General features: G+C 71.1%; 23 protein-coding genes and 1 other RNA gene. 11 read left to right on the top strand and 13 right to left on the bottom strand.

Features of this window, described 5'->3' with window-relative positions; genetic code table 11:
* Window positions 1-8: 8 nt before the first annotated feature.
* From ABZ810_RS07735 to ABZ810_RS07720, 4 genes are all read left to right on the top strand, one after another.
* On the top strand, window positions 9-776 hold the full coding sequence (locus ABZ810_RS07735; RefSeq protein WP_358400585.1) for a helix-turn-helix domain-containing protein: 768 nt from the start codon (window positions 9-11) through the stop codon (window positions 774-776).
* The gene (locus ABZ810_RS07730; protein ID WP_358400583.1) at window positions 776-1,198 is read left to right on the top strand and encodes a helix-turn-helix transcriptional regulator; all 423 of its coding nucleotides are present in this window, start codon (window positions 776-778) and stop codon (window positions 1,196-1,198) included. The genes ABZ810_RS07735 and ABZ810_RS07730 overlap by 1 nt, the downstream gene beginning before the upstream one ends.
* Window positions 1,199-1,208: 10 nt before the next feature.
* Complete coding sequence (locus ABZ810_RS07725) at window positions 1,209-1,625, top strand: VOC family protein (protein ID WP_358400580.1); 417 nt, start codon at window positions 1,209-1,211, stop codon at window positions 1,623-1,625.
* Window positions 1,626-1,711: 86 nt separating this feature from the next.
* Complete coding sequence (locus ABZ810_RS07720; RefSeq protein WP_358400577.1) at window positions 1,712-2,500, top strand: SAM-dependent methyltransferase; 789 nt, start codon at window positions 1,712-1,714, stop codon at window positions 2,498-2,500.
* A gap of 18 nt (window positions 2,501-2,518) precedes the next feature.
* Here ABZ810_RS07720 and ABZ810_RS07715 read toward each other — a convergent pair whose 3' ends face one another.
* The 4 genes from ABZ810_RS07715 to ABZ810_RS07700 all read right to left on the bottom strand — a co-directional run bounded on the left by ABZ810_RS07715 (window position 2,519) and on the right by ABZ810_RS07700 (window position 5,592).
* Window positions 2,519-3,073 (bottom strand): dihydrofolate reductase family protein, encoded by a 555-nt coding sequence (locus tag ABZ810_RS07715; protein WP_358400574.1) that lies wholly within the window; start codon window positions 3,071-3,073, stop codon window positions 2,519-2,521.
* Window positions 3,066-3,827: a helix-turn-helix domain-containing protein gene (locus tag ABZ810_RS07710; RefSeq protein WP_358400571.1), complete on the bottom strand. Its 762-nt coding sequence runs from the start codon at window positions 3,825-3,827 to the stop codon at window positions 3,066-3,068. The genes ABZ810_RS07715 and ABZ810_RS07710 overlap by 8 nt, the downstream gene beginning before the upstream one ends.
* A gap of 62 nt (window positions 3,828-3,889) precedes the next feature.
* Window positions 3,890-5,107 (bottom strand): hypothetical protein, encoded by a 1,218-nt coding sequence (locus ABZ810_RS07705; protein ID WP_358400569.1) that lies wholly within the window; start codon window positions 5,105-5,107, stop codon window positions 3,890-3,892.
* Entirely contained in the window at window positions 5,104-5,592 is a 489-nt protein-coding gene (locus tag ABZ810_RS07700) for a SigE family RNA polymerase sigma factor (protein WP_358400567.1), read from the bottom strand. The genes ABZ810_RS07705 and ABZ810_RS07700 overlap by 4 nt, the downstream gene beginning before the upstream one ends.
* A 114-nt stretch (window positions 5,593-5,706) precedes the next feature.
* On the opposite strand from ABZ810_RS07700, the gene ABZ810_RS07695 reads away from it, so the two are divergent.
* Both ABZ810_RS07695 and ABZ810_RS07690 read left to right on the top strand, forming a co-directional pair.
* Window positions 5,707-6,249 carry a GNAT family protein gene (locus ABZ810_RS07695; protein WP_358400565.1) on the top strand — a complete coding sequence of 181 codons (543 nt, stop codon included), beginning with the start codon at window positions 5,707-5,709 and terminating at the stop codon, window positions 6,247-6,249.
* 88 nt (window positions 6,250-6,337) lie between these two features.
* On the top strand, window positions 6,338-7,633 hold the full coding sequence (locus ABZ810_RS07690; RefSeq protein WP_358400563.1) for an FxsB family cyclophane-forming radical SAM/SPASM peptide maturase: 1,296 nt from the start codon (window positions 6,338-6,340) through the stop codon (window positions 7,631-7,633).
* On the opposite strand, the gene fxsT is transcribed toward ABZ810_RS07690, so the two are convergent.
* Window positions 7,564-10,104, bottom strand: coding sequence for an FxSxx-COOH system tetratricopeptide repeat protein (fxsT, locus tag ABZ810_RS07685; RefSeq protein WP_358400561.1), 2,541 nt, complete (start codon window positions 10,102-10,104; stop codon window positions 7,564-7,566). The genes ABZ810_RS07690 and fxsT overlap by 70 nt on opposite strands.
* A gap of 256 nt (window positions 10,105-10,360) precedes the next feature.
* Between fxsT and ABZ810_RS07680 the strand changes: the two genes are divergently transcribed.
* From ABZ810_RS07680 to ABZ810_RS07660, 5 genes are all read left to right on the top strand, one after another.
* Window positions 10,361-10,513, top strand: coding sequence for a hypothetical protein (locus ABZ810_RS07680; protein ID WP_358400559.1), 153 nt, complete (start codon window positions 10,361-10,363; stop codon window positions 10,511-10,513).
* A 74-nt stretch (window positions 10,514-10,587) separates the two neighbouring features.
* The gene (locus ABZ810_RS07675; RefSeq protein WP_358400557.1) at window positions 10,588-12,567 is read left to right on the top strand and encodes a hypothetical protein; all 1,980 of its coding nucleotides are present in this window, start codon (window positions 10,588-10,590) and stop codon (window positions 12,565-12,567) included.
* 178 nt (window positions 12,568-12,745) lie between these two features.
* Window positions 12,746-14,119 carry an MFS transporter gene (locus tag ABZ810_RS07670; protein ID WP_358400555.1) on the top strand — a complete coding sequence of 458 codons (1,374 nt, stop codon included), beginning with the start codon at window positions 12,746-12,748 and terminating at the stop codon, window positions 14,117-14,119.
* Window positions 14,120-14,201: 82 nt separating this feature from the next.
* Entirely contained in the window at window positions 14,202-15,197 is a 996-nt protein-coding gene (locus ABZ810_RS07665; protein WP_358400553.1) for a hypothetical protein, read from the top strand.
* On the top strand, window positions 15,198-16,907 hold the full coding sequence (locus ABZ810_RS07660; RefSeq protein WP_358400551.1) for a serine/threonine-protein kinase: 1,710 nt from the start codon (window positions 15,198-15,200) through the stop codon (window positions 16,905-16,907).
* A 19-nt stretch (window positions 16,908-16,926) separates the two neighbouring features.
* Here ABZ810_RS07660 and ABZ810_RS07655 read toward each other — a convergent pair whose 3' ends face one another.
* The 8 genes from ABZ810_RS07655 to ftsX form a co-directional block, all read right to left on the bottom strand.
* Window positions 16,927-17,823, bottom strand: a complete 897-nt coding sequence (locus tag ABZ810_RS07655) for an RNA polymerase sigma-70 factor (protein ID WP_358400549.1) — start codon at window positions 17,821-17,823, stop codon at window positions 16,927-16,929.
* A 21-nt stretch (window positions 17,824-17,844) separates the two neighbouring features.
* Entirely contained in the window at window positions 17,845-18,228 is a 384-nt protein-coding gene (locus ABZ810_RS07650; RefSeq protein WP_358400547.1) for a DoxX family protein, read from the bottom strand.
* Window positions 18,229-18,302: 74 nt separating this feature from the next.
* Complete coding sequence (locus ABZ810_RS07645; RefSeq protein WP_358400545.1) at window positions 18,303-18,452, bottom strand: hypothetical protein; 150 nt, start codon at window positions 18,450-18,452, stop codon at window positions 18,303-18,305.
* A 331-nt stretch (window positions 18,453-18,783) separates the two neighbouring features.
* Window positions 18,784-19,156: a transfer-messenger RNA gene (gene ssrA, locus ABZ810_RS07640) on the bottom strand.
* Between the two features lie 373 nt (window positions 19,157-19,529).
* Window positions 19,530-21,449: a penicillin-binding transpeptidase domain-containing protein gene (locus ABZ810_RS07635; protein WP_358400543.1), complete on the bottom strand. Its 1,920-nt coding sequence runs from the start codon at window positions 21,447-21,449 to the stop codon at window positions 19,530-19,532.
* An 86-nt stretch (window positions 21,450-21,535) separates the two neighbouring features.
* Window positions 21,536-22,009, bottom strand: a complete 474-nt coding sequence (gene smpB / locus ABZ810_RS07630) for an SsrA-binding protein SmpB (protein ID WP_358400540.1) — start codon at window positions 22,007-22,009, stop codon at window positions 21,536-21,538.
* Window positions 22,010-22,019: 10 nt separating this feature from the next.
* Window positions 22,020-23,258: a S41 family peptidase gene (locus ABZ810_RS07625; protein ID WP_358400538.1), complete on the bottom strand. Its 1,239-nt coding sequence runs from the start codon at window positions 23,256-23,258 to the stop codon at window positions 22,020-22,022.
* Window positions 23,259-23,412: 154 nt separating this feature from the next.
* On the bottom strand, window positions 23,413-24,318 hold the full coding sequence (gene ftsX, locus ABZ810_RS07620) for a permease-like cell division protein FtsX (RefSeq protein WP_358400535.1): 906 nt from the start codon (window positions 24,316-24,318) through the stop codon (window positions 23,413-23,415).
* Window positions 24,319-24,379 lie beyond the last annotated feature (61 nt).

Below are 24,379 nucleotides of genomic sequence, written 5' to 3'. Positions count from 1 at the left end.
CTGGGGCGATGACCCCGCGCGGCGTCCTGCACCCGAACGAGCACGCCCCGATCGTGGAGACCGGCATCCACGAGCCGGCCCCGGAGGCCGCCCCGTTCGTGGAGTACTACTGGCATGTCCGGTGGCACACGCCGCGGCCGTACGACACCAAGGTGTTGTCGCACCCCAACGTGCACCTGGTCTTCGAGGAGCCCGAGCCGCTGGTCTACGGCGTCGACCGCGGGCTGTTCACGCGCACGCTGGAGGGCGAGGGGCACGTGCTGGGCGTCAGGTTCCGGGCGGGCGGCTTCCGCCCGTTCAGCGACGGCCCGGTGATCGACCTCGCCGACCGGCGCGTCCCCGCGGCGCACTTCTTCGGGCCGGAGGTCGCGGCGGTGAGCCGGGAGGTTCTCGGCTCGGCCGATCCGGCCGGGGTGGCGGCCGAGTTCATCCGCCCCCACCTGCCCGCGAAGGCCGACCCGCTCGCCGAGGAGGTCGCGGAGATGGTCGCCGCGATCACCGGCGACCCGTCCCTCACCCGGGTCGCCGAGGCCGCCCGCGCGCTCACCGTCTCGACCCGCACGCTCCAGCGCCTCTTCGCCGAGTACGTCGGCGCGAGCCCCAAGTGGGTGCTGCGCCGGGCCCGGCTGCACGAGGCCGCCGCGCGCGCCGACGCGGGCACCGCGATCGACTGGGCGGCGCTGGCGGCCGATCTCGGGTACGCCGACCAGTCCCATCTGACCCGCGACTTCACGGCGGTGGTCGGCACCTCTCCGGCCGCCTATGCGAGGACCTGATGACGAACGCTGACGATCTCGTACGGTTGCGGCGGGCCCGCGACACGATGGACCGCGACTACGCGCAGCCCCTCGACGTGCCCGCGCTCGCGCGCGAGGCGCTCATGTCCCCGGCCCACTTCTCGCGCAGCTTCCGCGCCACGTTCGGCGAGACGCCCTACAGCTACCTGATGACGCGGCGGATCGAACGCGCCAAGGCGCTGCTGCGCCGCGGCGACCTCTCGGTGACCGATGTCTGCATGGAGGTCGGCTGTACGTCGCTCGGCTCGTTCAGCAGCCGTTTCACCGAGCTGGTCGGCGAGAGCCCGAGCGCCTACCGGGCCCGCGACCACGCCGCCGGCGCCCAGATCCCGGCCTGCTACGCCAAGATCTACACCCGTCCGGTCAGGAACGGAGAAGCCAAGCGCGGCCCGACGCCGTAGCCTGACCTGCATGGATCTCAAGCTTTCCCACACGTTCATCGCCGTGCACGACCATGACGTGGCGCTTGCGTTCTACCGCGACGCGCTCGGGCTCAAGGTCACGCAGGACGTCTCCTTCGAGGGCATGCGCTGGGTCTCGCTCACCCCGCCCGGCCAGCCGGAGATCCAGATCGTCCTCGAGCCGCCGAACGCCGACCCGAACGCCTCGCCGGCCGACCAGCAGACCCTCATCGAGCTGCTCGCCAAGGGGCTGCTGCGCGGCGTCGTCTTCACCACCGACGACGTCGACGCGGTGTTCGAGCGGATCGCGGCCTCCGGCGCCGACGTGCTCCAGGAGCCGATGGACCAGCCCTACGGCGTGCGCGACTGCGCGTTCCGCGACCCGTCGGGCAACCTGCTGCGCTTCAACCAGCGGCCCGCCGCCTGACCCTGCGGCAACGGCGAATCCCTTCCCCAGCACCGGCCCGCCGGTCAGGATGAGGACGGACAGGACGACGTCCGGAGGGAGCCGCTATGGGCCTGGAGTCGATCGACACGTCGATCCCGCACTCCGCCAGGGTCTGGAACCACTGGCTGGGCGGGAAGGACAACTACCCCGTCGATCGCGCGGTCGGCGACCAGGTGGAGGAGGCCTTTCCCGGGATCGTCACGGCGGCCAAGACCTCGCGCCGCTTCCTGGGCCGCAGCGTGCGCTTCCTGGCCGGTGAGGCGGGGATCCGCCAGTTCCTGGACGTCGGCACGGGTCTGCCCACCGTCGGCAACACCCACGAGGTCGCGCAGCGCGTCGCCCCGGAAGCCCGGATCGTGTACGTCGACAACGATCCGCTGGTGCTCACCCATGCCCGCGCGCTGCTGACGAGCACGCCCGAGGGCGCCACCCGGTACGTCGACGCCGATCTGGGCGACCCGGAGCTCATCCTGCGGGAGGCCGCCGAGCTGCTGGACCTCTCGCGGCCCGTCGCGCTGATCCTGAACGGCGTGATGGGGCACGTCGCCGACACCGGCAAGGCGCGCGGCATCGTGTCGGATCTGCTGGCCCCGCTCCCGCCGGGCAGCTACCTGTCCCTGTCGGACGGCACCGACACCGACGAGGCGTCGGTCGAGGCGCACCGCCGGTACAACGAGAGCGGCGCGATCCCCTACAACCTGCGCAGCCCCGAGGGCATCGCCTCGTTCTTCGAAGGGCTCGAACTCGTGGAACCCGGCCTGGTCTCGTTCACCCGCTGGCGCCCCGAGGCGACCAGCCCGTGGGTCGGGGAGCCCGACGTCCCCGGTCTCTGCGGCGTCGGCCGCAAGCCCTGACCGCCGCGCGCCGGCGCCTCAGCGCACGGGACGGTAGGTGACGATCACGACGCCGCTGCTGGTCGGCTGGGCGCTCACCAGCTCCAGCTTCCTCAACGCCGCGTCGTCGGCGAACAACTTCTGGCGGCCCTCCCCGGCGATCACCGGGTGGATCAGCAGCACCAGCTCGTCGAGCAGGTCCTGCTCCAGCAGCGACCTGACCAGGGTGGGACTGCCCGCGACCGCGATGTTCTTGCCCTCGCCGGCCTTGAGCTCCCGTACGGCGTCGGCCAGGTCGCCCTTGATCAGCGTGCTGTTGGCCCACTCGTCGGTGCCCGCCAGCGTGGTCGAGGCGACGTGCTTGGGCGACGTGTTGATCCAGTTCGCGAACCCGGCGTCCTCGCCGCTGGTCACGCCCGGCCAGTAGCCGGCCCAGTCGGTGTAGGTCACCCGGCCGAGCAGGATCGTGTCGCTCGTCTCCAGGACCTCGGCCAGCGACTCGCCCATCTGCTCGTCGAAGGCGAACTGCCACTGGTCCGGCGACTCGACGACACCGTCGAGCGAGATGAACAGACCCGAAACGACTTTACGCATGATGGACGGCCTTCCTCGTTGACGTCCCGAGGAGGCTAACGTCCGGGCCGTCTCCGGTCTTGTACAGAAGCGACAGCGGCTCCGGCGGCTCACCGGCGCCCAGTTCCCCGGCCGTCCGCCCGATGTAGCGGCTCAGGGACCTCGCCAGATGCGGCTGGTCGAAGTACCCGAGCCGGTGCACGACCTCGCCGGCCGGAACGCCCTCCCTGAGCAGCACCGCCGCCCGCCTGGCCCGCGCGATCTGGCGCGCCGCCCCCTGGGTCAGCCCGGTCACCGCCACGAACCGCCGCTGAACGGTCCGTTCCGACAACCCCGCCGGCTCACCGCGCGCGACGGCCGCCACGACGGGATCGCGGACCAGGATCTCCTCCCGCACCAGCCGTTCGACGAACGCCTCCGCGTCCTCATAGCCGGGCAGGTGCCACGCGGAGCCTTTCAGCCAGAAGGACCGGCGCGTCACACCGGGGATCTCGACGTGACCGTCGACCAGCCGGTCGGCCGCGAGATGCGGCATGGACGTGCCCAGCGCGAAGTTGATCCCGAAGAACGTGGCGTCCGTGGGCACCGGCGCGGGGCTCACCACCGACTCCGGCCCGTGCACGGCCGCCCTGACCCGGCCGTGCCGTTCCCAGAAGACCAGGTCCCAGCTCGCGTTCGCGACCGACGTCATCCGGTCGTCGCGCGCGCTGCGGCTCCGCCACACCCGCGCGACGAACGGCGACCCCGACGCCCGGCTCTCGATCTCCAGTCCCACGGGCCCAGTCTCCCCCTGCCGGGCGCGACCGCGCACCAGAAGATCCGGCATCGCCCGTACGGTCAGGAGATCTTGGCCAGGTCGATGAGCACGTAGGACTCCTTCTCCTCGATGTAGAGGACGCGGCCGTCCTCCGGCGAGTGGTGGAACCCGCCGTTCTTGCCCCTGCTCGAGCCGTAGGTGCCGCCCTTGCCGGTCTCCAGGTCGACCAGCGTCACCTTGTAGGTGTCGCTCATGGTGGCCGCGGGGGTCATCAGGACGAACCGGTCGCCGACCGGCCTCTGCCCGAGCTCCGGGAAGTCCTGACCGGGCGCCGGCCGGACGGCGCGCCGGCCGTCGCGGGACCGGATCTCGCCGGCCGACGCGCACCACGTGGCGGAACAGGCCCAGCGCCCCTTGAGCCCCGTACCGGTCACCGAGCGCCGCTCGCCGGTGGCGAGGTTGAGGAGGTTCCTGTTCACGATCTGCTGCTGGGGGGCGTCGTCCGCCAGGGCGCTGCCGCCGTCGGAGTAACGCGGACCTCCCGCCCAGGGCCAGGACAGCAACCACAGCCCGTCGGTGCCGGGAAGCCGCGTGGCGGGCCCCCCGCGGAGCGGAGCCTGGAAGATCCCGCCCTTGGTCACCGACCAGAAGGCGGACCCCTCGGTGAGCGCCAGCGGATAGATCTCCTCGGAGCGGCCGGTCGCCATGGAGTACAGCCTGGTCGCCGGGCCGCCCGACAGCGGGACGGTCCAGATCTCCGCCGTTCGCTTGGTCCGGGTCACCCAGCCGATCCGCCCGGCGCCCGGCGTGAAGCCCAGCGTGGACTCGACCCCGGCGGGCTGGGCGGGAAAGCCGAGCCTGACGGTGCGGCCGGTCGGCACGTCGTAGGTGTACAGCGCGGACGCCACCCCCGGGGAACGCCAGGTGGCGATCAGCAGGGTGCGTTCGTCCAGGTGCACCTCGGGAGTGAACCGGGTGCCGTCCGGCAGGGTTCGGGGGATGCGCTCGATCGCCCGCGGCCACTGCTTCTCGATCGGACGTGAGGTCGGGGTCACGGTCACCGGCACGGGCTCGATGGTCGGCGGTGGCTTCTCGTCGGGGCGCAGCATCTGGCCGCCGACGATCACCATGGCGACGGCCAGCGCGGCGGCGGTCACGCCGGTTCGCGTCCGGGTGATCCGGCGGCGCCGGAGCCCCGCCTCGACCCGGCCGGGCAGGTCGGCGTGCGGTTCGGGGGCCCGGCCCGCGTGCCGCTTGAGGGTCGAGGCGAGGGCCTCTTCCAGGTCGACGTCGCTCACTGCGCGCTCCCTTCGAAGACGTCGGTGGGGCTCCAGGCGAGGCGAAGCTTCTCCAGGGCGCGGGAGGCCTGGGACCGCACCGTGACGCGCGAGATGCCGAGGTGGGCGGCGATCTCCTCGTCGGAGAGGGACTCGTAGTAGCGCAGCACGATCACGGCGCGCTGCCGGCGCGGGAGCGCGGCCAGGGCGTGCCAGAGCACGTCGTCGGGTGGAGACGGATCATCGTAGGACCCCTCGGGCACGGCGTCGGTGAGGGTCTCGCGACGGCGCCGCCGCCACACCGACACGTGCTGCCGGGCCATCGTCGTCCGGACGTAGCTCTCCGGGTTGGCCCGGTTCCGTACGCGCGGCCAGGCCCCGCGGAGCTTGATCAGTGCGTCCTGGACCAGGTCCGCGGCGTCGTGCGGGTTGCCGCTGAGCACGTAGCCGTACCGCAGGAGCGCCTGTGCCCGGCTGTTCACGAAGTCTTCGTACGCCTCGTCCACAGTGGCATCTCTCCCTTCGTGACCATGACGCCGCCGCCCCCGGAACTGTTGCACGGGGAAACCCACCGAATCCGGGAGAACCCCGCACGTTCCCAGCCCGGTAAAATCGCCGCCGTGAGCTTGCCTGCGGGCCCGCGCGTCGGGCTGCGGCCGGTGACCGCCGCGGACCTGGACGTGTTCGTCGCGCGGGCGGGAGCCAGCGCGGCCATGTACGAGGGCTTCGTCTCGATGCCGACGACGGCGGCGGGCTTCCACCGGTACCTCGGGCGGTTCGACGGCGTGGCGGCGATCGGCCTCGTCCTGACGCTGCACCGGACCGGCGAGCTGGCGGGCTTCATCAACATCACGCGGGTCGAGCGGCGCTCCCTGGCGTGCGCCTCGATCGGGTTCGGCGGCTTCGAGGAGACGTCCGGGCACCGGTACGTCGAGGAAGGCGTTCTGCTCGTGGTCCGCTACGCGTTCGGAGAACTCGGGCTCGATCGGCTGGAGGCCGATGTTCAGCCGGGGAACGTCGCCTCCCGGCAGGTCGTCGTCCGGGCCGGCTTCCGGCCGCCGGACGAGGGGTCCGAGCGCGTCCGCATCCGCGTCGGCGGAGAGTGGCGCGATCACGAACGCTGGGCGATTATGGCTGACGGCGGTCGATTGACCGACATTTAGGGAACATACCGACACATCGAGTCAGCGCCGACTCGGAACGGACACGGCGCGACGCGCCGCCCGGACCCTGCCCCAGGGGGCGATCAGCTTGGCCGATGACCCCGGACTGCCCGCGCACGCGGCGGAGTGGCCACGGAACCTCGACATCACGGCCCTGCTGGGACAGGGCTGGCGGCCCGTCCCGTTCCAGGAGTTCGTCCTCAAGATGCACAGTCGCTGCAACCTCGCCTGCGACTACTGCTACATCTACGAGATGGCCGACCAGGGCTGGCGGCGCCAGCCCCGGCGGATGGCCAGGCCGATCGTCGACCAGGTGGCGGTGCGGATCGCCGAGCACGCGCGGGCCCGGCTCCTGCGCCACGTGGACGTCACCCTGCACGGCGGCGAACCGCTGCTCGCCGGCGTCGAGCATCTGCGCTACACGATCGAGACGGTCCGGGCGGCGTGCGAGCCCGACGTCGAGGTCCGCTTCCAGATCCAGACCAACGGCGTGCTGCTCGATTCGCCGGTGCTGGAACTGTTCCGCGAGCACGGCGTCCGGGTGGGCGTGAGCCTCGACGGCGACGAGGAGGACAACGACCGGCACCGCAGGAAGCGGAACGGCGACGGCAGTTTCCAGGCCGTCCGGGAAGGGCTCCAGCGGCTCGGCGCACCCGCGTACCGGCATCTGTTCGGCGGCCTGCTGAGCACCGTGGACCTGGACAACGATCCGGTCCGGACCTACGAGGCCCTGCTGGAGTTCGAACCTCCCCGCGTCAACTTCCTGCTCCCGCACGGCAACTGGGACGCTCCCCCGCCGGGACGCCGCGCCGACACGTCCACGCCCTACGGCGACTGGCTGGCAGCGGTGTTCGACCGGTGGTACCGGTCACCCGTCAAGCGCACCCAGGTCCTGCTCTTCGAGCAGATCATGGGCCTGCTGTTCGGCCGCCCGTCCACGTGCGAGGCGGTCGGCCTGTCGCCGGTGGCGGTCGTGGTCGTGGAGACCAACGGCGAGATCGAGCAGGTCGACAGTCTCAAGTCCGCGTTCGACGGCGCCTCGGGCACGCGCCTGCACATCTCGCGCGACCCGTTCGAGAACGTGCTGCTGCTGCCGTCGATCGCGGCCCGGCAGATCGGCGAACTGGCGCTCGCCGACGAGTGCGGACGCTGCCGGCTGCGGGAGGTCTGCGGAGGCGGCCACTACGCGCACCGCTACAAGAGCGGCACCGGCTTCCGCAATCCCAGCGTCTACTGCCACGACCTCCAGCGGCTCATCACCCACATCCACGCCGCCGTCTCCGCCGACCTGGAGGCGATCACCGCGCGCAATGATCACACGGGCGGTGGGTCGAAGTCCGCGTCGAGATGCCGGCCTTCGAGGAAGACCTTGGCGTCCGGGTGATCGAGGCCGAGGCCGGGGCCGCGCCGGTAGGTCTCCCGGGTCCGCTCGATCAGCGGCTCGGCCTCCTCGGGCATGCCTGACGCCGTCAGGTCGGCGGAGAGGTTGGCCGCCGCCGTCAGCGTGAGCGGGTGCCGGTCGCCGAAGAGCGCGAGCAGGCGGGAGTGGGAGTCGGCACCGAGCTTGCAGGCGGCGTCGAGCTCGCCGAGCGCGGCCAGGTCGCTGGCCAGGTTGAGGGCGGCGGTCAGCGTGTAGTCGTGGTCGCGCCCGAGCTTGCGTTCGAGCGTCTCCAGCGCCCGCTCGTTCAGCCTGCGCGCCTCCTCCGGGTTGCCGCGGACCCGGTACAGGACGGCGAGGTCGGTACGGCATCCCTGGGTGAACGGATGCTCGTCGCCGAACACGTCCGGGTATTTGGCGGCGGTGTCTCCCACCAGCCGGAAGGCCTCGTCCAGCCGGCCCCTCGCCCGCATCACGTTGGACAGGGTGATCGCGGTCCCGAGCGTGTCGGGGTGCTTCAGCCCGAGGATGCGAACGCACCGGTCGTGGATCTGGAGGACCAGTTCCTCGGCCTCCTCCAGCTCCCCCAGCCGCCTGAGCGTGATCGACTGGTCCCGGCCGGTCCGCATGGTCCAGTTGTGGTCCGCGCCGAGCATCTGCTGCCCCAGCGCGTACGCGTCCTCGCCGATGTCGAAGGACTCGGAGAACTCCCCGGACAGGCGGAGCGCCCGCGCGAGCCCGTTCAACGCGTTGATCATGCTCGCCTGGACGAGCCTGCTCTCCGGCCGCCGCCAGCCCGCGTAGGCCCGCTGGTGCAGCTCCTTGGCCCGCTCGTAGTCGCTCAGCAGGCCGTGGTTGATGGCCAGGTTGTTGACGGCGCGCAGCGTGGAGCCGTGATGCTCGCCGTAACGTTCCTCGCAGCGGCGCAGCGCCTCGGCGTCGCGCTGGAGGGCCGCGCGGAAGTCGCCCGCGGCGCGCATGTCGGCGGCCGAGCCGCGCAGCGACCAGAGGCTGATGTCGTGTTCGAGGCCCAGCACCCGCTCCGCCGTCGCCAGCACCTGCTGGTTGAGCTCCGTCGCCGCCTCGTACTCGCCCAGCTCGCGCAGGATGTTGGCGTGTTCGAGCTGGGCCCGGATGACGTCGGCGTGCTCGGGACCCGAGTCCCTGCTCCAGCGTTCGGTGAAGTCGGTGGCCACGGACTGGGCCGACCGGTAGTCACCGGACCGGAACAGGTAGCGCAGGACGTTGACGGCGAACGCCCGCACCTTGGCGTCCGAACACTCGGCGACCAGCGACGGCGTCACATGTCCCAGCAGGCTGCCGTAGCGCGGCCAGTTGGCCGAGTCGTCGGGATCGCCCGCCTCGAACGCGGCCAGCAGCAGATGCGCCTCGTGCCGGATCCTGCGCTGTTCGTCGATGGACAGCTCGTCCTGCACCAGCCGCTGGACCAGCCGGTGCACGTGGACGGTGCGGTTGGTGACGTCCAGGCGCGCCAGGGCGTAGCGGCCGAGCTCGCCGACGGCCCGGCCGAGCCGGATCGGGTCGGAGAAGAGTTCGGACAGGTTGGGCGACAGGCCCTCCGGCGCCTGGCCGAACACGTCCCGCGGGATGGGCTCGGACCCGAAGAAGGCGCACAGCTGGAGCAGATCGACGGCCTCGGGGAACGTCTCGCTGAGGTTGGTCACCGACAGGCTCCAGGCCGCCGTCATCGGCACCGGGTACTCGACCGGCCTGCCCTGCGACAGCAGCTGGCTGGTGCGCTCGCTCAGCTGCTGGAGGTACTCGGCGGCGGTCATGCCCCGTTCGAACAGCAGGGCGCCCGCCTGCTCGAGCGCCAGCGGCAGGTCGCCCAGCTCCTCGGCGAGGAGGTCGGCGTCCTGGACGGAGATCGCGTCGCGGACCCGCTTGGAGAGGAACTCGATGCTCTCGTCCCGGCGGAACACGTCCACCGGGACCGTCTCCACCTGGCTGGCCCAGCGGTGGTTGCGCGAGGTGATCAGAACGTGCCCGACGTCCTGCGGAATGATGTCGAAAAGGTCCTCAGGCTGGTCGGCATTGTCGAATACCAGGAGCCACTTGGCGTACGGCTCGCCCCGGCGCAGCGCGTCGAGCACATCGCGGGTGGCGTCGTCGATACCGCTGACCGCCGCGGAGGGAAGACCGAGAAAAGGAGCGAGTTCGGCGAGCGTGGTCTTCACCAGAACCGGCTGGTCAGAGGGCACCCACCAAATGAGGTCATAGTCGTACTGGTAGCGGTGCACATACTCCACCGCCATTTGTGTCTTGCCCACTCCGCCCAGGCCGTGCAGGGCGTGCGGCTGGGGGACGACGGCCGTCACCTTGCCGGCGATGCCCTCACGCAGCCTGGCCAGCAGCTCTTCACGGCCGGTGAAATTCCGGTTGCGAGGTGGAATCTGTCCCCACACCTGGGGCCTCCGCGCCCCGGGCGTCCCGCCGACCGTCTCTCTACCAGCCATCCGATCCGCCTCCGGTCACCCGCCCAGCAACAGTCGTCGCCTCCACACTATTCGGGCGAGACAATTTCCTCTATAGGCGCAAGATGTGGCACTCCACAATTGGAGTCTGTGTCACACGACACGGACTTGGAATTCGGCCCCCCATAATCAAGGTTTTCTCTCTGGCTCTTAGACGCGGGCCGGTCGCGGGTTATATTGATCTGAGGGCGGAGCACGCGAGCCGGGCCGCACCAGCCGATCGACCAGGGAGACATCCATGGCACCTCTTGCGATCGAGTTGCACGAGAACATCCTCGATCTCCTGGAACCCGGCGATCTCCCGGCGCTCACGGACGCGGTGCAGGCGGCGGTCACGCCACCGGTCCCCGCCGTCGACGGCGCGCGCTTCGACAGTGTCGGCGTGAGCTGAACGATCGGCCGCCGTCCGACCAGGCCCCGGCCCGGCCGGGCGGCCGACCCTTCGTCCATCTGACGTGACCTGTGATGAGCACCCGTCACCTCTTCGTCGGCCCCCGCTCCTTCAGCGCGACGGACAACACGATCTTCCACGGCAGGGCCGACGAGACGGTGGCGCTGTCGAGGCTCTGGCGGCGGCACCGGGTGGTGATCCTGCACGGGCCACCGGGGGTGGGCAAGACCTCCCTGCTCCAGGCCGGTGTCCTGGACGAGTTCGGAGCGGCCCGCGACGCCGACGTTCCGCCCGCCGGTGACCTCGCCTGCCCCGCCGGTTTCCCGCTGGCCCTGTGGCCGGGGCTCGACCCGTTCGTGCTGGCGCTGCTGACCTCCTGGTTCCCCAGCGAGGACCTGAGCCGGGTGGCCGGCGCCTCCGTCCACGGCCTGATCCGGCGCCACCTGCGCACCGACCGGTTCGGCGCGCCCCTGCCGGTCTTCGCCGCCGTCGACCGGGCCGACCTGCTGTTCCAGGCGCCCGGGGAGCAGCCGCCCGCCGAACGCGGCCGCCGGTTCGCCGCGGAGCTGGCCGCGGCGGTCGCCGCCCACCCGGGGCTGCACCTGCTCCTCGCCGTCCGCACCCGCCACCGCGACGAGCTGGCGGCCCTGCTGGTCAAAGCCGGCGTCCCCGACCGCCTGATGGCCGACTTCCCGCTGCGCCCCCTCACCTCCGACGGCGCGCGCCGGGCCGTCGCCGGGCCCGTGTCGGCCGGTCGCCACCCGCTGGCGGCCAGCGCCGAGGCGCTGATCGACGACCTGCGGGCGGGCGCGCCCGGCGTCAGCCCCGCGCTGCTGCAGATCGTGTGCGACCGGCTCTGGCGCGAGCTCCCGGCGGGCGACGGCAGGATCAACGAGCTGAACGCGACGGTCGACCAGATCCTCACCGAGCACTACCGGCAGGCGGTGGCGCGCGTCGCGGCCGACCACAACATCGGGCAGAGCCTGCTCCTCCGCTGGCTGCGGCAGACCTTCGGCGACGACGCGACGGAGGCATCCGCCGCGACGGGCGGCACGCCCATCACGGCCAGGACGCCCGCCGTGACCCGGATGCTCGCTTCGACCCGCTCGCCCGCCCCGACCAGGGCCCCCGCCGCGGTCCCCTCCGGCGCCGTCCTGCGCGCCCTGGAGGACGTTCACCTGCTCCACGTCGGAGACCCGGTCCGGCTGAGCCACCCGCGCCTCCAGCCGATCATCGCAAGGCTGGAGGTCGGGGCGCCGCCCCTGGCCACCACCGAGCACGCCGATCTCGCGGCGGCGGAGGCGGCCAACACCACCGGCGAGCTCGAACTGGCCGAGCACCACGCCATGACGCTGCTGCGGCACGCCGGTGACACCCGGATCCGCGCGTCCGCCGAGTGCCTGCTCGGCACCGTCGCCTGGAAACGCGGCGACGACGCCGAGGCGATCGCCCACTACGAGGCGGCGACCAGGTCGTTCGGCGCCCTCGGCGACTCGGCGCACGTCGGCGTGCTGCTCGCGGCGGTCGGCCGGCTCAAGATCGGCGACGGCACGCCCGACGCCGTCAACCACCTGCGCGCGGCACTGACCCAGCTGCCGGGCGACCTGCACATCAAGATCGCGCTCGCGCTGGCGTTCTGGTACGCGGGCCGCGCCCAGGCGGCCATCGCCATCCTGGACGACGCGCTGGCCAGGGACGGCGGCACCCCCGAGGCCCTGCGGCTGCGCGGCGAGCTGCTGGCGGACCTTGATCGTCCGGAATCGGCCCTCCGCGACCTCGACCGGGTCGACTACTCCGACCGGCCCTCCAGCCGGGCCGCCTGGATGCTGGCCGTGCACACCAGCGCGACCAGCCGGACGGCGAACGACGGGGACCTCGAGATCGTCGCCGACGCGGGCGACAGCGGCCCCGTCCTGCTCCGGGTGGCCCGGACGCTCAGGCTCGAGGGCGACGCGGACGCCGCGGCCGGGCTGGCGGAACGGGCGGTCAAGGCGCGGCGCCCGCCGCTCCCGCCGCATCTCCACAAAGAGGCCAGCAGGCTGATGGCGCGCTGACGGGGCGCTGACGGGACAGGTGGGAAAGCGCGGCTTTCTGCCATCTCTCCAGCCCGTGCTGATACCGTTCGACCCACTGGCTTCGGGGAAAGTGGCAATCGGACACTTGCCACAAGGGCGACATAAACAGGGGCAGATTTGCCGTCTTTTCCTCCTTCACGTTCAGGGCATCTGGTTCATGGCTGGTGTGGCACATATGCGGCGCTGGGTGGCCGCCAGGGGAAAGTCCGCAGTAGGAAGTCACCTCGACTTCACGTTGCTGTGGAGCGCCATGGCGAGCTCCAAGCTGGGCAGCACCTGCTCCGCGGGCGCCAACCCGCTCCTGGCCCTGCTGCTCACCGACTCCGCGGTGTTCGCCGGCTGGGTGGCCGCGGCGAGCCTGGCCCCGAGCCTGCTCATGCACCTGCCGGCGGGCTGGTGCGTCGACCGGTTCAACCGGCGCAGGCTGATGGTCCTCAGCCTGTGGGGGCGGCTCGTGCTCTGCCTGATCCTGGCCGGCGCGCTCATCCTGGTGAACGAGCCGCGCTGGTGGCTGATCGTCCTGACCTTCCTCGACGGCACGCTGCTGGTGCTCTACGCCGCCGCCGAACTGACCGCCGTCCGGCACGTGGTCGACCCGGAGAAATTGCCGTCCGCGCTGGCGGTGAACGAAAGCCGCAATCACCTGGCCCAGTTGATGGGCCGCCCACTCGGTGGTTTTCTGTTCACTCTGAGCAATTTCGCGCCTTATGTTGTCACCCTGGTCGCCAGTGTCTGGTCGATGATCGCGCTGCGGTTGATGAAGGAAAAGGACTATCAACCGCGCCCCAGTGACGATCCGGCGTCACACGAAAACGATCGCGCGTCCGGTGATTCCCTGCGCGCCGCGCTGCGCCTGGTGATGCGCAGCCCTTTTCTGCGCACCGTCATCGTCGTCTGCGGCGTGGCCAACTTCTTCTTCCAGACCGTGGTCCTGCTGCTCGTCGTCCTCGCCAAGGACACCGGCATGTCCGAGACCGACATCGGCCTGCTGCTCGCCGCCTCGGGAGTCGGCGGGCTGGCCGGGTCGGCCCTCTCCCCCCTGGTGCGCCGCCGCTTCCGCGACGAGCAGGCGATCATCGTGACCTGCGCGGTGGCCTGGACGGGGCTGACCTTCGTGATCGCGGTCTCCGCGCAGCCGGTCATCGGCCTCGTCTCCTGGGGCCTGCTGAGCCTCATGGGCGGTCACCTCAACGTGGCGATCATGATGTACCTGACCCGCGAGGTGCCCGACCGCATGCTCGGCCGCGTCCTGAGCATCAACCGGTTCCTCACCAGCGGCGCCGTGCCGCTGGGCGCGCTGGCCGCGGGCTACATCGTCGTCCGGCTCCAGCCGCACGCGGCGGCCTGGCTGGTCTTCTTCATGATCCTCGCGGTGACGCTGCTGACCCCCGTCCTCCTGCGCCCGCGGCGGTGCGCCGGCCTCCTCAAGCCCGCCCCGCGCCGCGGTGCCGTCCCGCCCCTGGGGCCCGGCCTGCCCGAGCCCGCCCCCGCCCCCGAGCCCGTCCCGGCCCGTACACCGGTCGCGGTCTAGCGAGTGCGTCATCTGACCTAGTCGGATTGCGCACCATCCGGTAGAGCTTCAGAGGAACGCCCCTCCGGACGGAAGGCGCAGCATGCCTGTCCCCTCTCACGAGTGGTCCCCGAACGGCCTGTGCTCCCTGTTCGTCTGTGACATCGCCTCGTTCGGCCACCCCGACAGGAACGAGGCCCACCACCACAGGCTCCGCGACGCCCTCTACACCTCGTTGCGGAAGGCCTTCGACGGTGAGGACGTCGCGTTCGACTCCTGCTACCGCGAGGACCGCGGCGACGGCGCGCTCGTGGCCGTTCCGCCGTGGATCGACACCGCGGTCCTGCTGACGTCCCTGATCGAACGGCTGCGGGCCGAGGTGCGCAGGCACAACGACCTCTCCGCCGGAGAGGCGCGGATGCAACTGCGGCTGGCCGTCCACGCGGGATACGTGCACACCGACGAGCACGGCCTGGTCGGCGTCGCGGTCAACCACGTCTTCCGCCTGCTGGAGGCCTCCCAGCTCAAACAGGTCCTCCAGCGCACCGGGGCCGACCTGGCGATGATCGCGTCCGACGACGTCTATCAGGGGGTGATCCGGCACGGCCTCGGCCTGGTGGACCCCGGCGAGTACTTCAGGCTCACGATCACGGTGAAGGAGACCGCCGGCTCCGCGTGGTTGCGCGTACCCGGAGGCTTCGCCGCCGTACGCGCCGTACCGGCATACCAGCAGGCCGTCCCGGCACGGCCCGCCCTCACCGCGAGCCCACCGACGACCCCCGACCCGCCGGTCGCCGTCACCATCATCGACGAACCCTCGGAGGCCGACATCGCGGTCGACCGCGCCCTCGACATCCCGCGGCTCCGCCACCGGCGCATCCGGGACCAGATCGTCGCCGAGCTGCCCCTCGCGCTCACCACCACGATCAGGACGCGGCGTTCCGACGACGACTGGGCCGACCTGACGGTGATCGTCACGGCCTGCCGCGAGCAACCCCGGGGCCTCCAGGAGTTCCTGCGCGCCGTCCGGCAGTTCGTCGGCGACTCACCGCAGATGCGCGAGCTCACCCGCGCGGTCGAGACGATGGGATCGGCGTAAGTGCCGGGCCCGCGGCCCGTACGCGCCGGCGATCCGCAGTGGATCGGCGAATACCTGGTGACCGCCCGGCTGGGCGAGGGCGGCCAGGGCATCGTCTACCTGTGCACCTCCGGCCCCCGGAAGGTCGCGGTCAAGCTGCTGCACCGCCGCTTCTCCGGAACCGAGGAGGGACGCCGCCTCTTCGCCCGCGAGATCGAGGCCGCCGGCCGCGTCCACGGCTACACCGCCGACGTCCTGGCCTCCGGCGAGCAGGGCGGCCGCCCGTTCATCGTCAGCGAGTACATCGCCGGCGAGTCCGTCCAGAGCCGCGTCGACGACCAGGGCCCCTACCGGGGGAACGATCTCCTGGCCCTCGCCTCGGGCACCGCGTCCGCCCTCACCGCGATCCACGACGCCGGCCTGGTCCACTGCGACTTCAAGCCCGCCAACATCCTCGTGAGCGCCGACGGCCCCCGCGTCATCGACTTCGGCGTGGTCCGCGCCCTCGACACGATCGCGCTGCGCGACCACGAACTGCGCGGCACCCCCGCCTACATGGCCCCCGAGCAGATCACCGGCGGTCCCGTCGGTCAGCACACCGACGTGTTCGCCTGGGGCTCGACGATGGTCTTCGCCTCGACCGGCGTGCCCCCGTTCGGCGACGACCACGACAACGGCGTCCTGCTCCGCATCACCAACGACGCCCCCGCCCTGGACGACGTCCCCCCGACCCTCCGCAGGATCATCGAGGCCTGCCTCAGCGAGGACCCCGCGAAGCGCCCCTCCGCCCGCGACCTGACCACGCTGCTCCGCCCCCGAATTCCACCCCAGAAGCCTCGCGCCCCCACCACGCTCGCCGGCCACACCCGCCCGATCACGTCCATCGCCACCAACGCCCGGATCGCCGTCACCGGCTCCCAGGACCTGACGGCACGCGTCTGGGACCTCACCACCGACCGCCAGCTAGGCGCCCCGCTCAAACACGACTCCCCCGTCCTCTCCGTGGCCTGCGCCTCCGACGTCCTGCTCACCGGCTGCCAGGACCACACCATCAACCTCTGGGACCTCACCACCGGCGACCGCCTGGGCGACCCCCTCCACGGCCACCGTGGCCCCGTCCTGTCCCTCACCGTCCACGGCCGGACGGCGATCAGCATCAGCAACGACCGCACCCTCCAGTGGGACCTGACGACGTCCCGCTCCAAGCTCCTCCTCCACAACAACCACGTCATGTCCGCGGCCTGCTGCGAGCTCGGCGCCCAGACGGTCGCGGTCACCGGCGGCGCCTGGGACCAGGCCCTCAGGATCGTCGACCTGGCCACCCTCCGTTTCGTCGGCCCGCCCCTGACCGGCCACACCAACAAGGTGACGTCCATCGCGTGCGGCGACCTGGACGGCAAGCCCATCGCCCTGACGGGCAGTTACGACCGCACCGCCCGCGTCTGGGACCTCACCGCCCGCCGCGAGATCGCCTCCGTCCCCCACCTGAGCGCCGTCACCGCGGTCACTTTCGGCACCCACCAGGGCTCTCCGCTCCTCATCACCGCCGCCGCCGACCGCTACATCCGCGTCTTCGACCTGGTGACCCGCCAGGAGCTCAGCGACCCCCTCACCGCCGGGACCACCTCCGCCAACCGCGCGTTCCCCCTCACCTACCTGGACCACGACGGCCCCACCATCCTCACCAGCGGAGACGACAACACCCTCCAGTCCTTCCACCCCGACCTGTGAACCACCACACGACCGATCATCAGCGCAGGGTGAGCGGCGTCTCGGACTCCACCCGAGTGAGCTTCTCCGGGTTGCGGACGTAGTAGAGGCCGGTGATGCGGGCGTTCTCCACACGGAACGCCATGATGCCGTCCAGCTCTCCGTCCAGGTGCACCACGAGCGCCGGGTTGCCGTTGACCACGGTGGCCGAGGCGGTGAGTGCGCCGTCGACCTTGCCCAGGCCACCGAGCATGAAGCGTGCCACCTTGCCGGCGCCGGTGACCGGCCGCGGCGCGGCCTGCTTGACGCCGCCGCCGTCGCCCATGAGGACGACGTCGGGGGCGAGCACGTCGAGGAGGCCCTGCAGATCCCCGGTCTCGACGGCACGCTGGAACGACGCCAGAGCCGCCCGGGTCTCGCCCGGGGAGGCCGCCTCGCGAGGGCGGCGCGCGTCGACGTGCCGGCGGGCCCGGTGCGCGATCTGGCGAACGGCCGCCGGACTCTTGTCGACGGCGTCCGCGATCTCCTCGTACCCGACGTCGAAGACCTCGCGCAGCACGAACACGGCGCGCTCGGTCGGCGACAACGTCTCCAGAACGAGCATCAGCGCCATCGAAACACTCTCGGCGAGCTCGACGTCCTCGGCCACGTCCGGCGTGGTGAGCATCGGTTCGGGCAGCCAGGGCCCGACGTACGCCTCCTTGCGCCGCGACATCGAACGCAGCCGGTTGAGCGCCTGCCGGGTCGTGATCCGCACCAGATAGGCGCGCTGGTCGCGCACCTCCTCCAGATCGGCCTTGACCCACCGCAGCCAGGTCTCCTGGAGGACGTCCTCGGCATCCGCCGCCGATCCGAGCATCTCGTACGCCACGGTGAAGAGCAGGTTGCGGTATTCGACGAAAGCCCCGGTCGCCGGGTCGGTGTCGTTCTCGCTCATCTCTCGATCCCTTCCTCCTCGTCAGCCGACGAAGGGCTCCAGGCCGAACCGTCCCCACGCGATGAAGACCGCAAGCGCGAGGTAGACGAGGTTCACCATCACGAGCGCGTACTGCCCCAGGCGGCCATGGGTGATCATCGCACCCACCATCAGCAGGACCCAGCACACGGCGGTCACCGGCACCATGACCGGCGCGATGCCGAGCACGGCGGGCAGGACCAGCCCCACCGCCGCCAGCAGCTCAAGGACCCCGAGCGTCTTGACGAAGCCGGCACCGGCCTGCGCGGTCCACTCGCCACCACTGTGCGCGGCCAGCTTCTCCTTGGGAACGAACGTCTTGGTGATGCCGCCGACGAGCGCGACCGCGGCCAGCAGACCGGCGGCGATCCACAGTGCGAGGTTCATGAGGTCTCCTCCGTTGTGCGAGTTCGGCCTCAAGACACCGCGCGATCGACCTTTGTGACAGCCCGTGAGCCAGATCACCCCGCAGCGGCGCGCCAGGCGTCACGCGCCCATTCGACCGTGAACAGGTACTCCTCACGATCGAACTCCAGCTCCGCCGACAGCAGCTCGCGGTTCCAGCGGTCTCCGATCAGCCGCCAACGAACCCGTTCGCCGTGCCTCTGCACCGCCGCCCCGACACCACAACACTCGGGCCCGCAGTCGATCGGATCACCGACGCCAAGGAACGAAGCGAGCCCCGAACGAAGCGAGCCCCTCGGAACCGAGCGAAGCAAAGGCCCCGAGCGAAGCGAGCCCCTCGGAGCCGAGCGAAGCAAAGGCCCCGAGCGAAGCGAGCCCCTCGGAGCCGAGCGAAGCAAAGGCCCCGAGCGAAGCGAAGGGCAGGGGGCGTGGGGGCGGAGCCCCCACATCGGGGGTTCCAGGGGGTCGTCCCCCTGGGAGGAAGGACGAAACGAGAACGGCCCGCAAGCCAAAGGCTTGCGGGCACAGTTGTCCCACGAGTGGAGGTGGCGGGAATCGAACCCGCGTCCTTCGATGATGAGTCAGGGCTTCTCCGGGCGCAGCCTGCTAGTCGTTTTCTCAGCCCCGGCACTCACGCAGGCAAGTTGCCGACGGGCTCAGCCACTGTTAGATGTTCCTGTGATCCCCGCGGCCGGGATTACAGGTGGAGTCTCCTAGCGATGCCAGACCCCGGGGCGGAGACTCACCCGGGCTGACAGAGTCGCTACTCGCCTCAGGCGGCGAGAGCGAACTCGGACTGCTTCTTGTTGGCAGTTATTGGTTTGCTGTCACAGGATTTTCGAGGTCACGACAGCAACCCTCGACCCGCTTCCCCTGGCTCGACCTACCGAAGTCGAAGCCGGTCACCCCCATGTTGAGTTGTCAAACGGACGTCCGGGGACGTCCGTACAGATGACGCTACATGGATAACAGCGGTGATGCCAACGGGATTCCCGGGGGCCGGAAAAGTGACGCCCCGGTGGGTGGCGATCAAGTCGCGCACCCACCGGGGCCGACCGGCAGGGTCGGGCCGGTCCGGACGGCAGAGCCTCCCCCGAGACGAGGCTCTGGTCTCATCACGGCGACTGAGTCCGCAACCCCCCAAGCGGTATCTCAGTCACCCATAAAGACGCTCGGGACCCCCGGGAAGGTTGCGACCCGAGCGTAAAGAGATAACAAAGCTGCAACGTTCTGTAACGCGAGCTGTCCTGCTCGCGATCGCGGCGCCCCAGCGCGACCGGTGGTCAGCGGGCGTTGCTGGCGGGCGTGGTGGGGATCTTGGGGGCCAGGAAGCGCTTGACCAGGGCGGCGGCGTCGACCTTGCCCTCGACGGCGATCGCGAAGGCGTAGTCGGTGCGGGAGCCGACGAACCACGAGACGGTCTTGCCGTTCACCTGGGCCGTGGCGGCGACTCCGGAGACGCTGGCGACGTTGGCGCTCTTGGCCGTGCCGCGCCGGACCGAGGCCTGCGTCAGGGACTTCAGGTCGAGGGTCGCCGCGGCGGCCAGCGGCTGGCCCACCAGGCCCGCCTGGGCGTCGCGCGGGTCCTTCAGCATGAACGCGGGCCGCCAGGTGCCGTTCGCGGCGGCGGCGGCCACCAGGGCCATCGCGAGCGGGCTGACCTCCACGCCCTCACCGATCATGAGGGAGGCCTTGGCGGCGTCGTTGGCGGGGGTGGGGACCGTTCCGGTGAACGCGGGCACGGTCATGCCCCAGTCCTTGCCCAGCCCGAACCGGTTGGCGGCCGCCATGAGCGCCGCGGCGTCGACCCTGGTGCTCAGGTCGGCGAGGGTGGTGGCGCAGGAGAGCGCGAAGTTGGCCTCGAAGGTGCGCTCGCCGCGGGCCGGGCCCGGGTTGGTGAACGTCTTGCCGCCGACGTTGACGGTGGGGGGGCAGTTGGTCTTCTCCTCCCGGCCGAGGCCGCTGTTGAGGAGTGCCTCGGCGCCGACGATGCCGAACGTGAGGCCGGGCGGGAAACGGCCTTCGAGGGCGCGGTTCTGGCCGTTGGTCTGGTGGTTGGCCACGGCGAGCACGGCGCCGCTGGCGGGCTGCACGACGGCCATCGAGGCGGGGTGGGGCAGGCCGGCGAGGGCGTAGTCGGCGCGCTTCTGGACCATGCTGCTGATGGTGGTCTTGACGGGCTGCGGCTCGCTGCCCGGCCATGCCCGCAGCTCCTCGACGTTGCGGCCGGCGTCGTCCTGCGCGATCACGCGGACGGTCGGGGTGCCGGCCAGGCGGCGCTGCATGAGGAGCTGGAGGCCGCTGACGCCGATCGTGTCACCGGGCTGGTAGGGGGCGCCGACCTGCTGGAGGCGGTCGTTGGTGGCGGGCCCGAGCCGGCCGATGAACTCGGTGGCCTGGGTCGGGTCGATCGGCGCGTGCACGGGCTTCACCTGGAGGCCCGGGACCTGGCCGAGCTGCTGGGCGATGCCGCCTACGGCCGGCCGTTCGACCGTCAGCAGGGGCAGGAACTTCTCCGGCGGGGCGGACCTGATGCGCCCGAGGAGCCGTTCGGTGTCGAGGGTGCGGTTGCCGCTGAAGCGCAGGGCCTTGACCATGCCCTGGACGGTCTTGGACGGGTCGGCGAGCTGGCCGGGCACGACGCCGATGATGTCCGCCTGGACGATCCGCAGCAGGGAGCCGCCGTTGTTGTCCTGGATGATCCCGCGCTTGGGCGTCTCGGAGATCACGGCGAGGCGCTGCCCGGCCTTCAGCTGCGGGTGGATGATGGACGGGTCCCAGACGACCTTCCACTTGCCCTTGAGGCGCTTGAGCCTCATCACGCCGGTGTAGGTCCAGGGCTCGCCGTTCTCACCGAGGTCGATCTTGACCGCGAAGCGGGCCTCGGCGGTCTCGCCGTTCTTGACGATGGCCCGGCCCGGCTTCTTGCCGGCGGGCACCGGCTGGCCCAGGGCGAGCTTCATCGAGGCGGCGTCGAGCTGGTTGCGCAGCCCCGCCAGGGAACGCGCGACCAGCGCCCGCTCGGCGCCCGTGGTGTGCTTGGCGGCGGCCTCGTAGTTCTCGACCTGCCAGGCCACCAGGAAGTCGCGCACGGTGGGCATCGCCGACTGCTCGGCGAAGCAGCCGGAGGTCCCCGCCGCGACGAGGATCCCGCAGGCCGCCACCGAGACCACCCGGCGGCGCACCGTCGTCACGCCGTTCATGGACACCCTTCACCGTCTCCCGAGCCGGCCTGGCCGGCCGGCTCGACCGTACGCGCCTCGTGTGAACGCACGTCCCCGCTCACCGCTCACCGTCGCCGGAAGCGGGCCGCGCTCGCACGCTGCATCTCCCGGTCGGCTTCCCGTTTCGCGATCGCCTGCCGCTTGTCGTAGGCCTTCTTACCACGGGCCAGGCCGATCTCGACCTTGGCCTTCCCGTCCTTGAAGTACAGGGCGAGCGGGATCAGCGTCCAGCCCGGCTCCTGCGACTTGGCGACGATCCGCTGGATCTCGCGCTTGTGGAGGAGCAGCTTGCGGGGGCGCTTCTCCGCGTGGTTGGTCCAGGTGCCCTGCACGTACTGCGGGATGTGCACGTTGTCGAGCCACACCTCGCCGTCGCGCACGGTCGCGTAGCCGTCCACGAGCGACGCGCGGCCGGCGCGCAGCGCCTTGACCTCGGTGCCGAGCAGCACCATGCCCGCCTCCCACGTGTCGTCGATGTGGTAGTCGTAGCGGGCGCGTTTGTTCTGGGCGATGTTCTTGCGCCCTGTCTCACGTGGCACGGGATCAGCCTCAGCCTCGGTCCTTGTTCGGCAGTGTCGCTAGCAGGCCTCGCAGCACGGCCTGTGCGCGCTGCTCGGCCTCGCGGGGCGGCCGGTCGGCGGAGACCGCCACATCCGGGTCGATCCCGACACCGTCGAGATTACGGCCGCTGGGGGTGCGGTAGCGACCGACGGTCAGCTCGATCGCCGAACCGTCGGCCAGCCGGACCGGCTCCTGGACCGAGCCCTTCCCAAAGGTACGCGATCCGACGATCACCGCGCGGTCGCGATCGCGCAGCGAGCCCGCGACCACCTCGGCGGCGCTGGCGGTGCCCGCGTCGACCAGGACGACGAGCGGCGTGGCCTTGTCGCCCGGCTGGGTGACGTTCATGCGCTCGGCCGGGCGCCCCTGCCGCTCGTAGGTGACCACCAGGCCGTCGGCGAGGAACGCTGAGGCGGTCTCGACCGCCTCGGTCAGCAGGCCGCCGGGGTTGCCGCGCAGGTCGAGCAGGACGCCGCCGCGGTGGCGGTCGGGCGAGTCGGAGAGGGCTCCGCGCACCTGGCGGCCCACCCCGCGGGTGAACGCGCCGACACGGATGATCTGCATGTGCTGGTCGAGCGCCGACACGGTCACGTCTCCGCTGGACACGGCCGTGCGGACGAGCGTGAAGCGGTGCTCGCGGCCGGCCCGGTCGACGGTCAGCACGACGTCGCTGGACGGCGTGCCGCGCAGCGCCGTGGCGACCCGCGTCACGTCCCACCCGGTGACGGCCCGGTCGCCCACCCTGCTGATCACGTCGCCCACCCGGACGCCGGCCCGCTCGGCGGCGGACCCGGGCTGGACGCTGGCCACCCTGACCCGCTTGCCCGCACCGCCGCCTTCGCTCGTGGCGCCCGAGCCGCCGGTGTCGCCGTCGGCGGGTCCGCCTCCGCCGTCGTCGACGACGCCCAGCCACACCCCGACGCCGCTGTAGCGGCCGTTGAGACGGCCGCGGAAGTCGTCGAACTCCCGTGCCGAGTAGTAGCGCGCCCACTTGTCGCCCAGGCGCTTGAGCATGCCGTCGATCGCGGCGTGCTCGAGCTCGCCGCGGGACACCGGCTCGGCTGCCTCGTTGCCGATCTTGGCGGCCGCCTCGTCGAGGAGGGACCGGCCGGCGGGCGCCGCCGCCCGTTCGGGCGTGCCCCCGGTGACCACTCCGGCCGCGTACGCGCAGATGACCGCGACGGCCAGGGCTGCCGCGCGCAGCGCACGGCCGCTGAACCGGAACATGCGGCCAAGTGTAGACACCGCGGCCCCCGCGGACGCCGCGGACGTGGCGCCCTGTGGACAAAGCCGCGGGGCCGGGCACGCGCTGTGCGTGCCCGACCCCGGATGGCCATGAGACCGCAGCCGGAACCCGTTCGCCGGGCGCCGCGGCCGGTCGCTAGATGCGCAGGTAGCGGCGCAGGGTGAGGAACGAGGCGAACGCGCAGAGCAGCACGCCGAAGCACACCGTGGCGATGATCACCAGCAGGACCACGCTCCACGACAGCTGGCTGGCGAACCCGACGTTGCCCGCCAGCCGGTCTACGAGCAATATCTTGCTGCCCACCAGGAGGACGGCCGAGAACAGGCCGCCGATCAGGCCCGCGATCGCGCCCTCCATGATGAAGGGCATCTGGATATAGGTGTTGGACGCACCGACCAGGCGCATGATCCCGGTCTCCCGGCGCCGGTTGAACGCCGACAGGCGGACGGTGTTGGCGACCAGCAGCACGGCGGCGATGACCTGGATCAGCGCGATCATCAGGGCGGCCCACTGGAGGCCACCGAGGATCTTGAAGAACTTCTTCAGGATCTCCTGCTCGTTGATCACCTGGTCGACGCCCTGCCGGCCCAGCACGGCCTGCGCGACCTGCTTGTATTCGGCGGGGTCCTTCAGCCGGATGCGGAACGAGTCGGGGATGTCGCCTTCCTTGGCGCTCTGCACGAAGCCGGGCGTGCTGGAGAAGCGGTCCTTGAACCGGGCGTACGCCTGCTCCTTGCTCTCGTACTCGACCTTGGCCACCTGGGGCAGCTTCTCAAGGTCGGTGCGGAGGGCGTCGCGCTGCTGCGGGGTGATGTCCTTCTTGCCGCAACTGGTGTTGGAACTCGTCTTGGCGCACAGGAAGACCGAGACCTCGATCTTGTCGTACCAGTAGCTCTTGGACGACTCGACCTGCTGCCTGAGAAGGAGACCGGTGCCCAAGAGCGCCATGGCGATGGCGACGGTGATGATGAGCGAGATCGTCATCGTGAGGTTCCGTCGGAGACCGATCCAGATCTCCTGGAAAACGAACTGTGCGCGCATGCCTCGCTGTCCTTGATCGCCTGGGCCCCGGGAAGGAGCGTGAGAACTGGGGGGCGCCGGG

Source organism: Spirillospora sp. NPDC047279 (assembly GCF_040643285.1).
Classification (GTDB): domain Bacteria; phylum Actinomycetota; class Actinomycetes; order Streptosporangiales; family Streptosporangiaceae; genus Spirillospora.
The sequence above is the reverse complement of the archived record's forward strand: the minus strand, read 5'-3'. Positions and strand labels throughout refer to the sequence as shown.

Bases quoted from the DNA above. Each gene is read 5' to 3' on its own strand.
- ABZ810_RS07735 (WP_358400585.1), top strand. From the start codon at position 9: ATGACCCCGCGCGGCGTCCTGCACCCGAACGAGCACGCCCCGATCGTG.
- ABZ810_RS07730 (WP_358400583.1), top strand. From the start codon at position 776: ATGACGAACGCTGACGATCTCGTACGGTTGCGGCGGGCCCGCGACACG.
- ABZ810_RS07725 (WP_358400580.1), top strand. From the start codon at position 1,209: ATGGATCTCAAGCTTTCCCACACGTTCATCGCCGTGCACGACCATGAC.
- ABZ810_RS07720 (WP_358400577.1), top strand. From the start codon at position 1,712: ATGGGCCTGGAGTCGATCGACACGTCGATCCCGCACTCCGCCAGGGTC.
- ABZ810_RS07715 (WP_358400574.1), bottom strand. From the start codon at position 3,073: ATGCGTAAAGTCGTTTCGGGTCTGTTCATCTCGCTCGACGGTGTCGTC.
- fxsT (WP_358400561.1), bottom strand. From the start codon at position 10,104: ATGGCTGGTAGAGAGACGGTCGGCGGGACGCCCGGGGCGCGGAGGCCC.
- ABZ810_RS07680 (WP_358400559.1), top strand. From the start codon at position 10,361: ATGGCACCTCTTGCGATCGAGTTGCACGAGAACATCCTCGATCTCCTG.
- ABZ810_RS07675 (WP_358400557.1), top strand. From the start codon at position 10,588: ATGAGCACCCGTCACCTCTTCGTCGGCCCCCGCTCCTTCAGCGCGACG.
- ABZ810_RS07670 (WP_358400555.1), top strand. From the start codon at position 12,746: ATGGCTGGTGTGGCACATATGCGGCGCTGGGTGGCCGCCAGGGGAAAG.
- ABZ810_RS07665 (WP_358400553.1), top strand. From the start codon at position 14,202: ATGCCTGTCCCCTCTCACGAGTGGTCCCCGAACGGCCTGTGCTCCCTG.
- ABZ810_RS07655 (WP_358400549.1), bottom strand. From the start codon at position 17,823: ATGAGCGAGAACGACACCGACCCGGCGACCGGGGCTTTCGTCGAATAC.
- ABZ810_RS07650 (WP_358400547.1), bottom strand. From the start codon at position 18,228: ATGAACCTCGCACTGTGGATCGCCGCCGGTCTGCTGGCCGCGGTCGCG.
- ABZ810_RS07635 (WP_358400543.1), bottom strand. From the start codon at position 21,449: ATGAACGGCGTGACGACGGTGCGCCGCCGGGTGGTCTCGGTGGCGGCC.
- ABZ810_RS07625 (WP_358400538.1), bottom strand. From the start codon at position 23,258: ATGTTCCGGTTCAGCGGCCGTGCGCTGCGCGCGGCAGCCCTGGCCGTC.
- ftsX (WP_358400535.1), bottom strand. From the start codon at position 24,318: ATGCGCGCACAGTTCGTTTTCCAGGAGATCTGGATCGGTCTCCGACGG.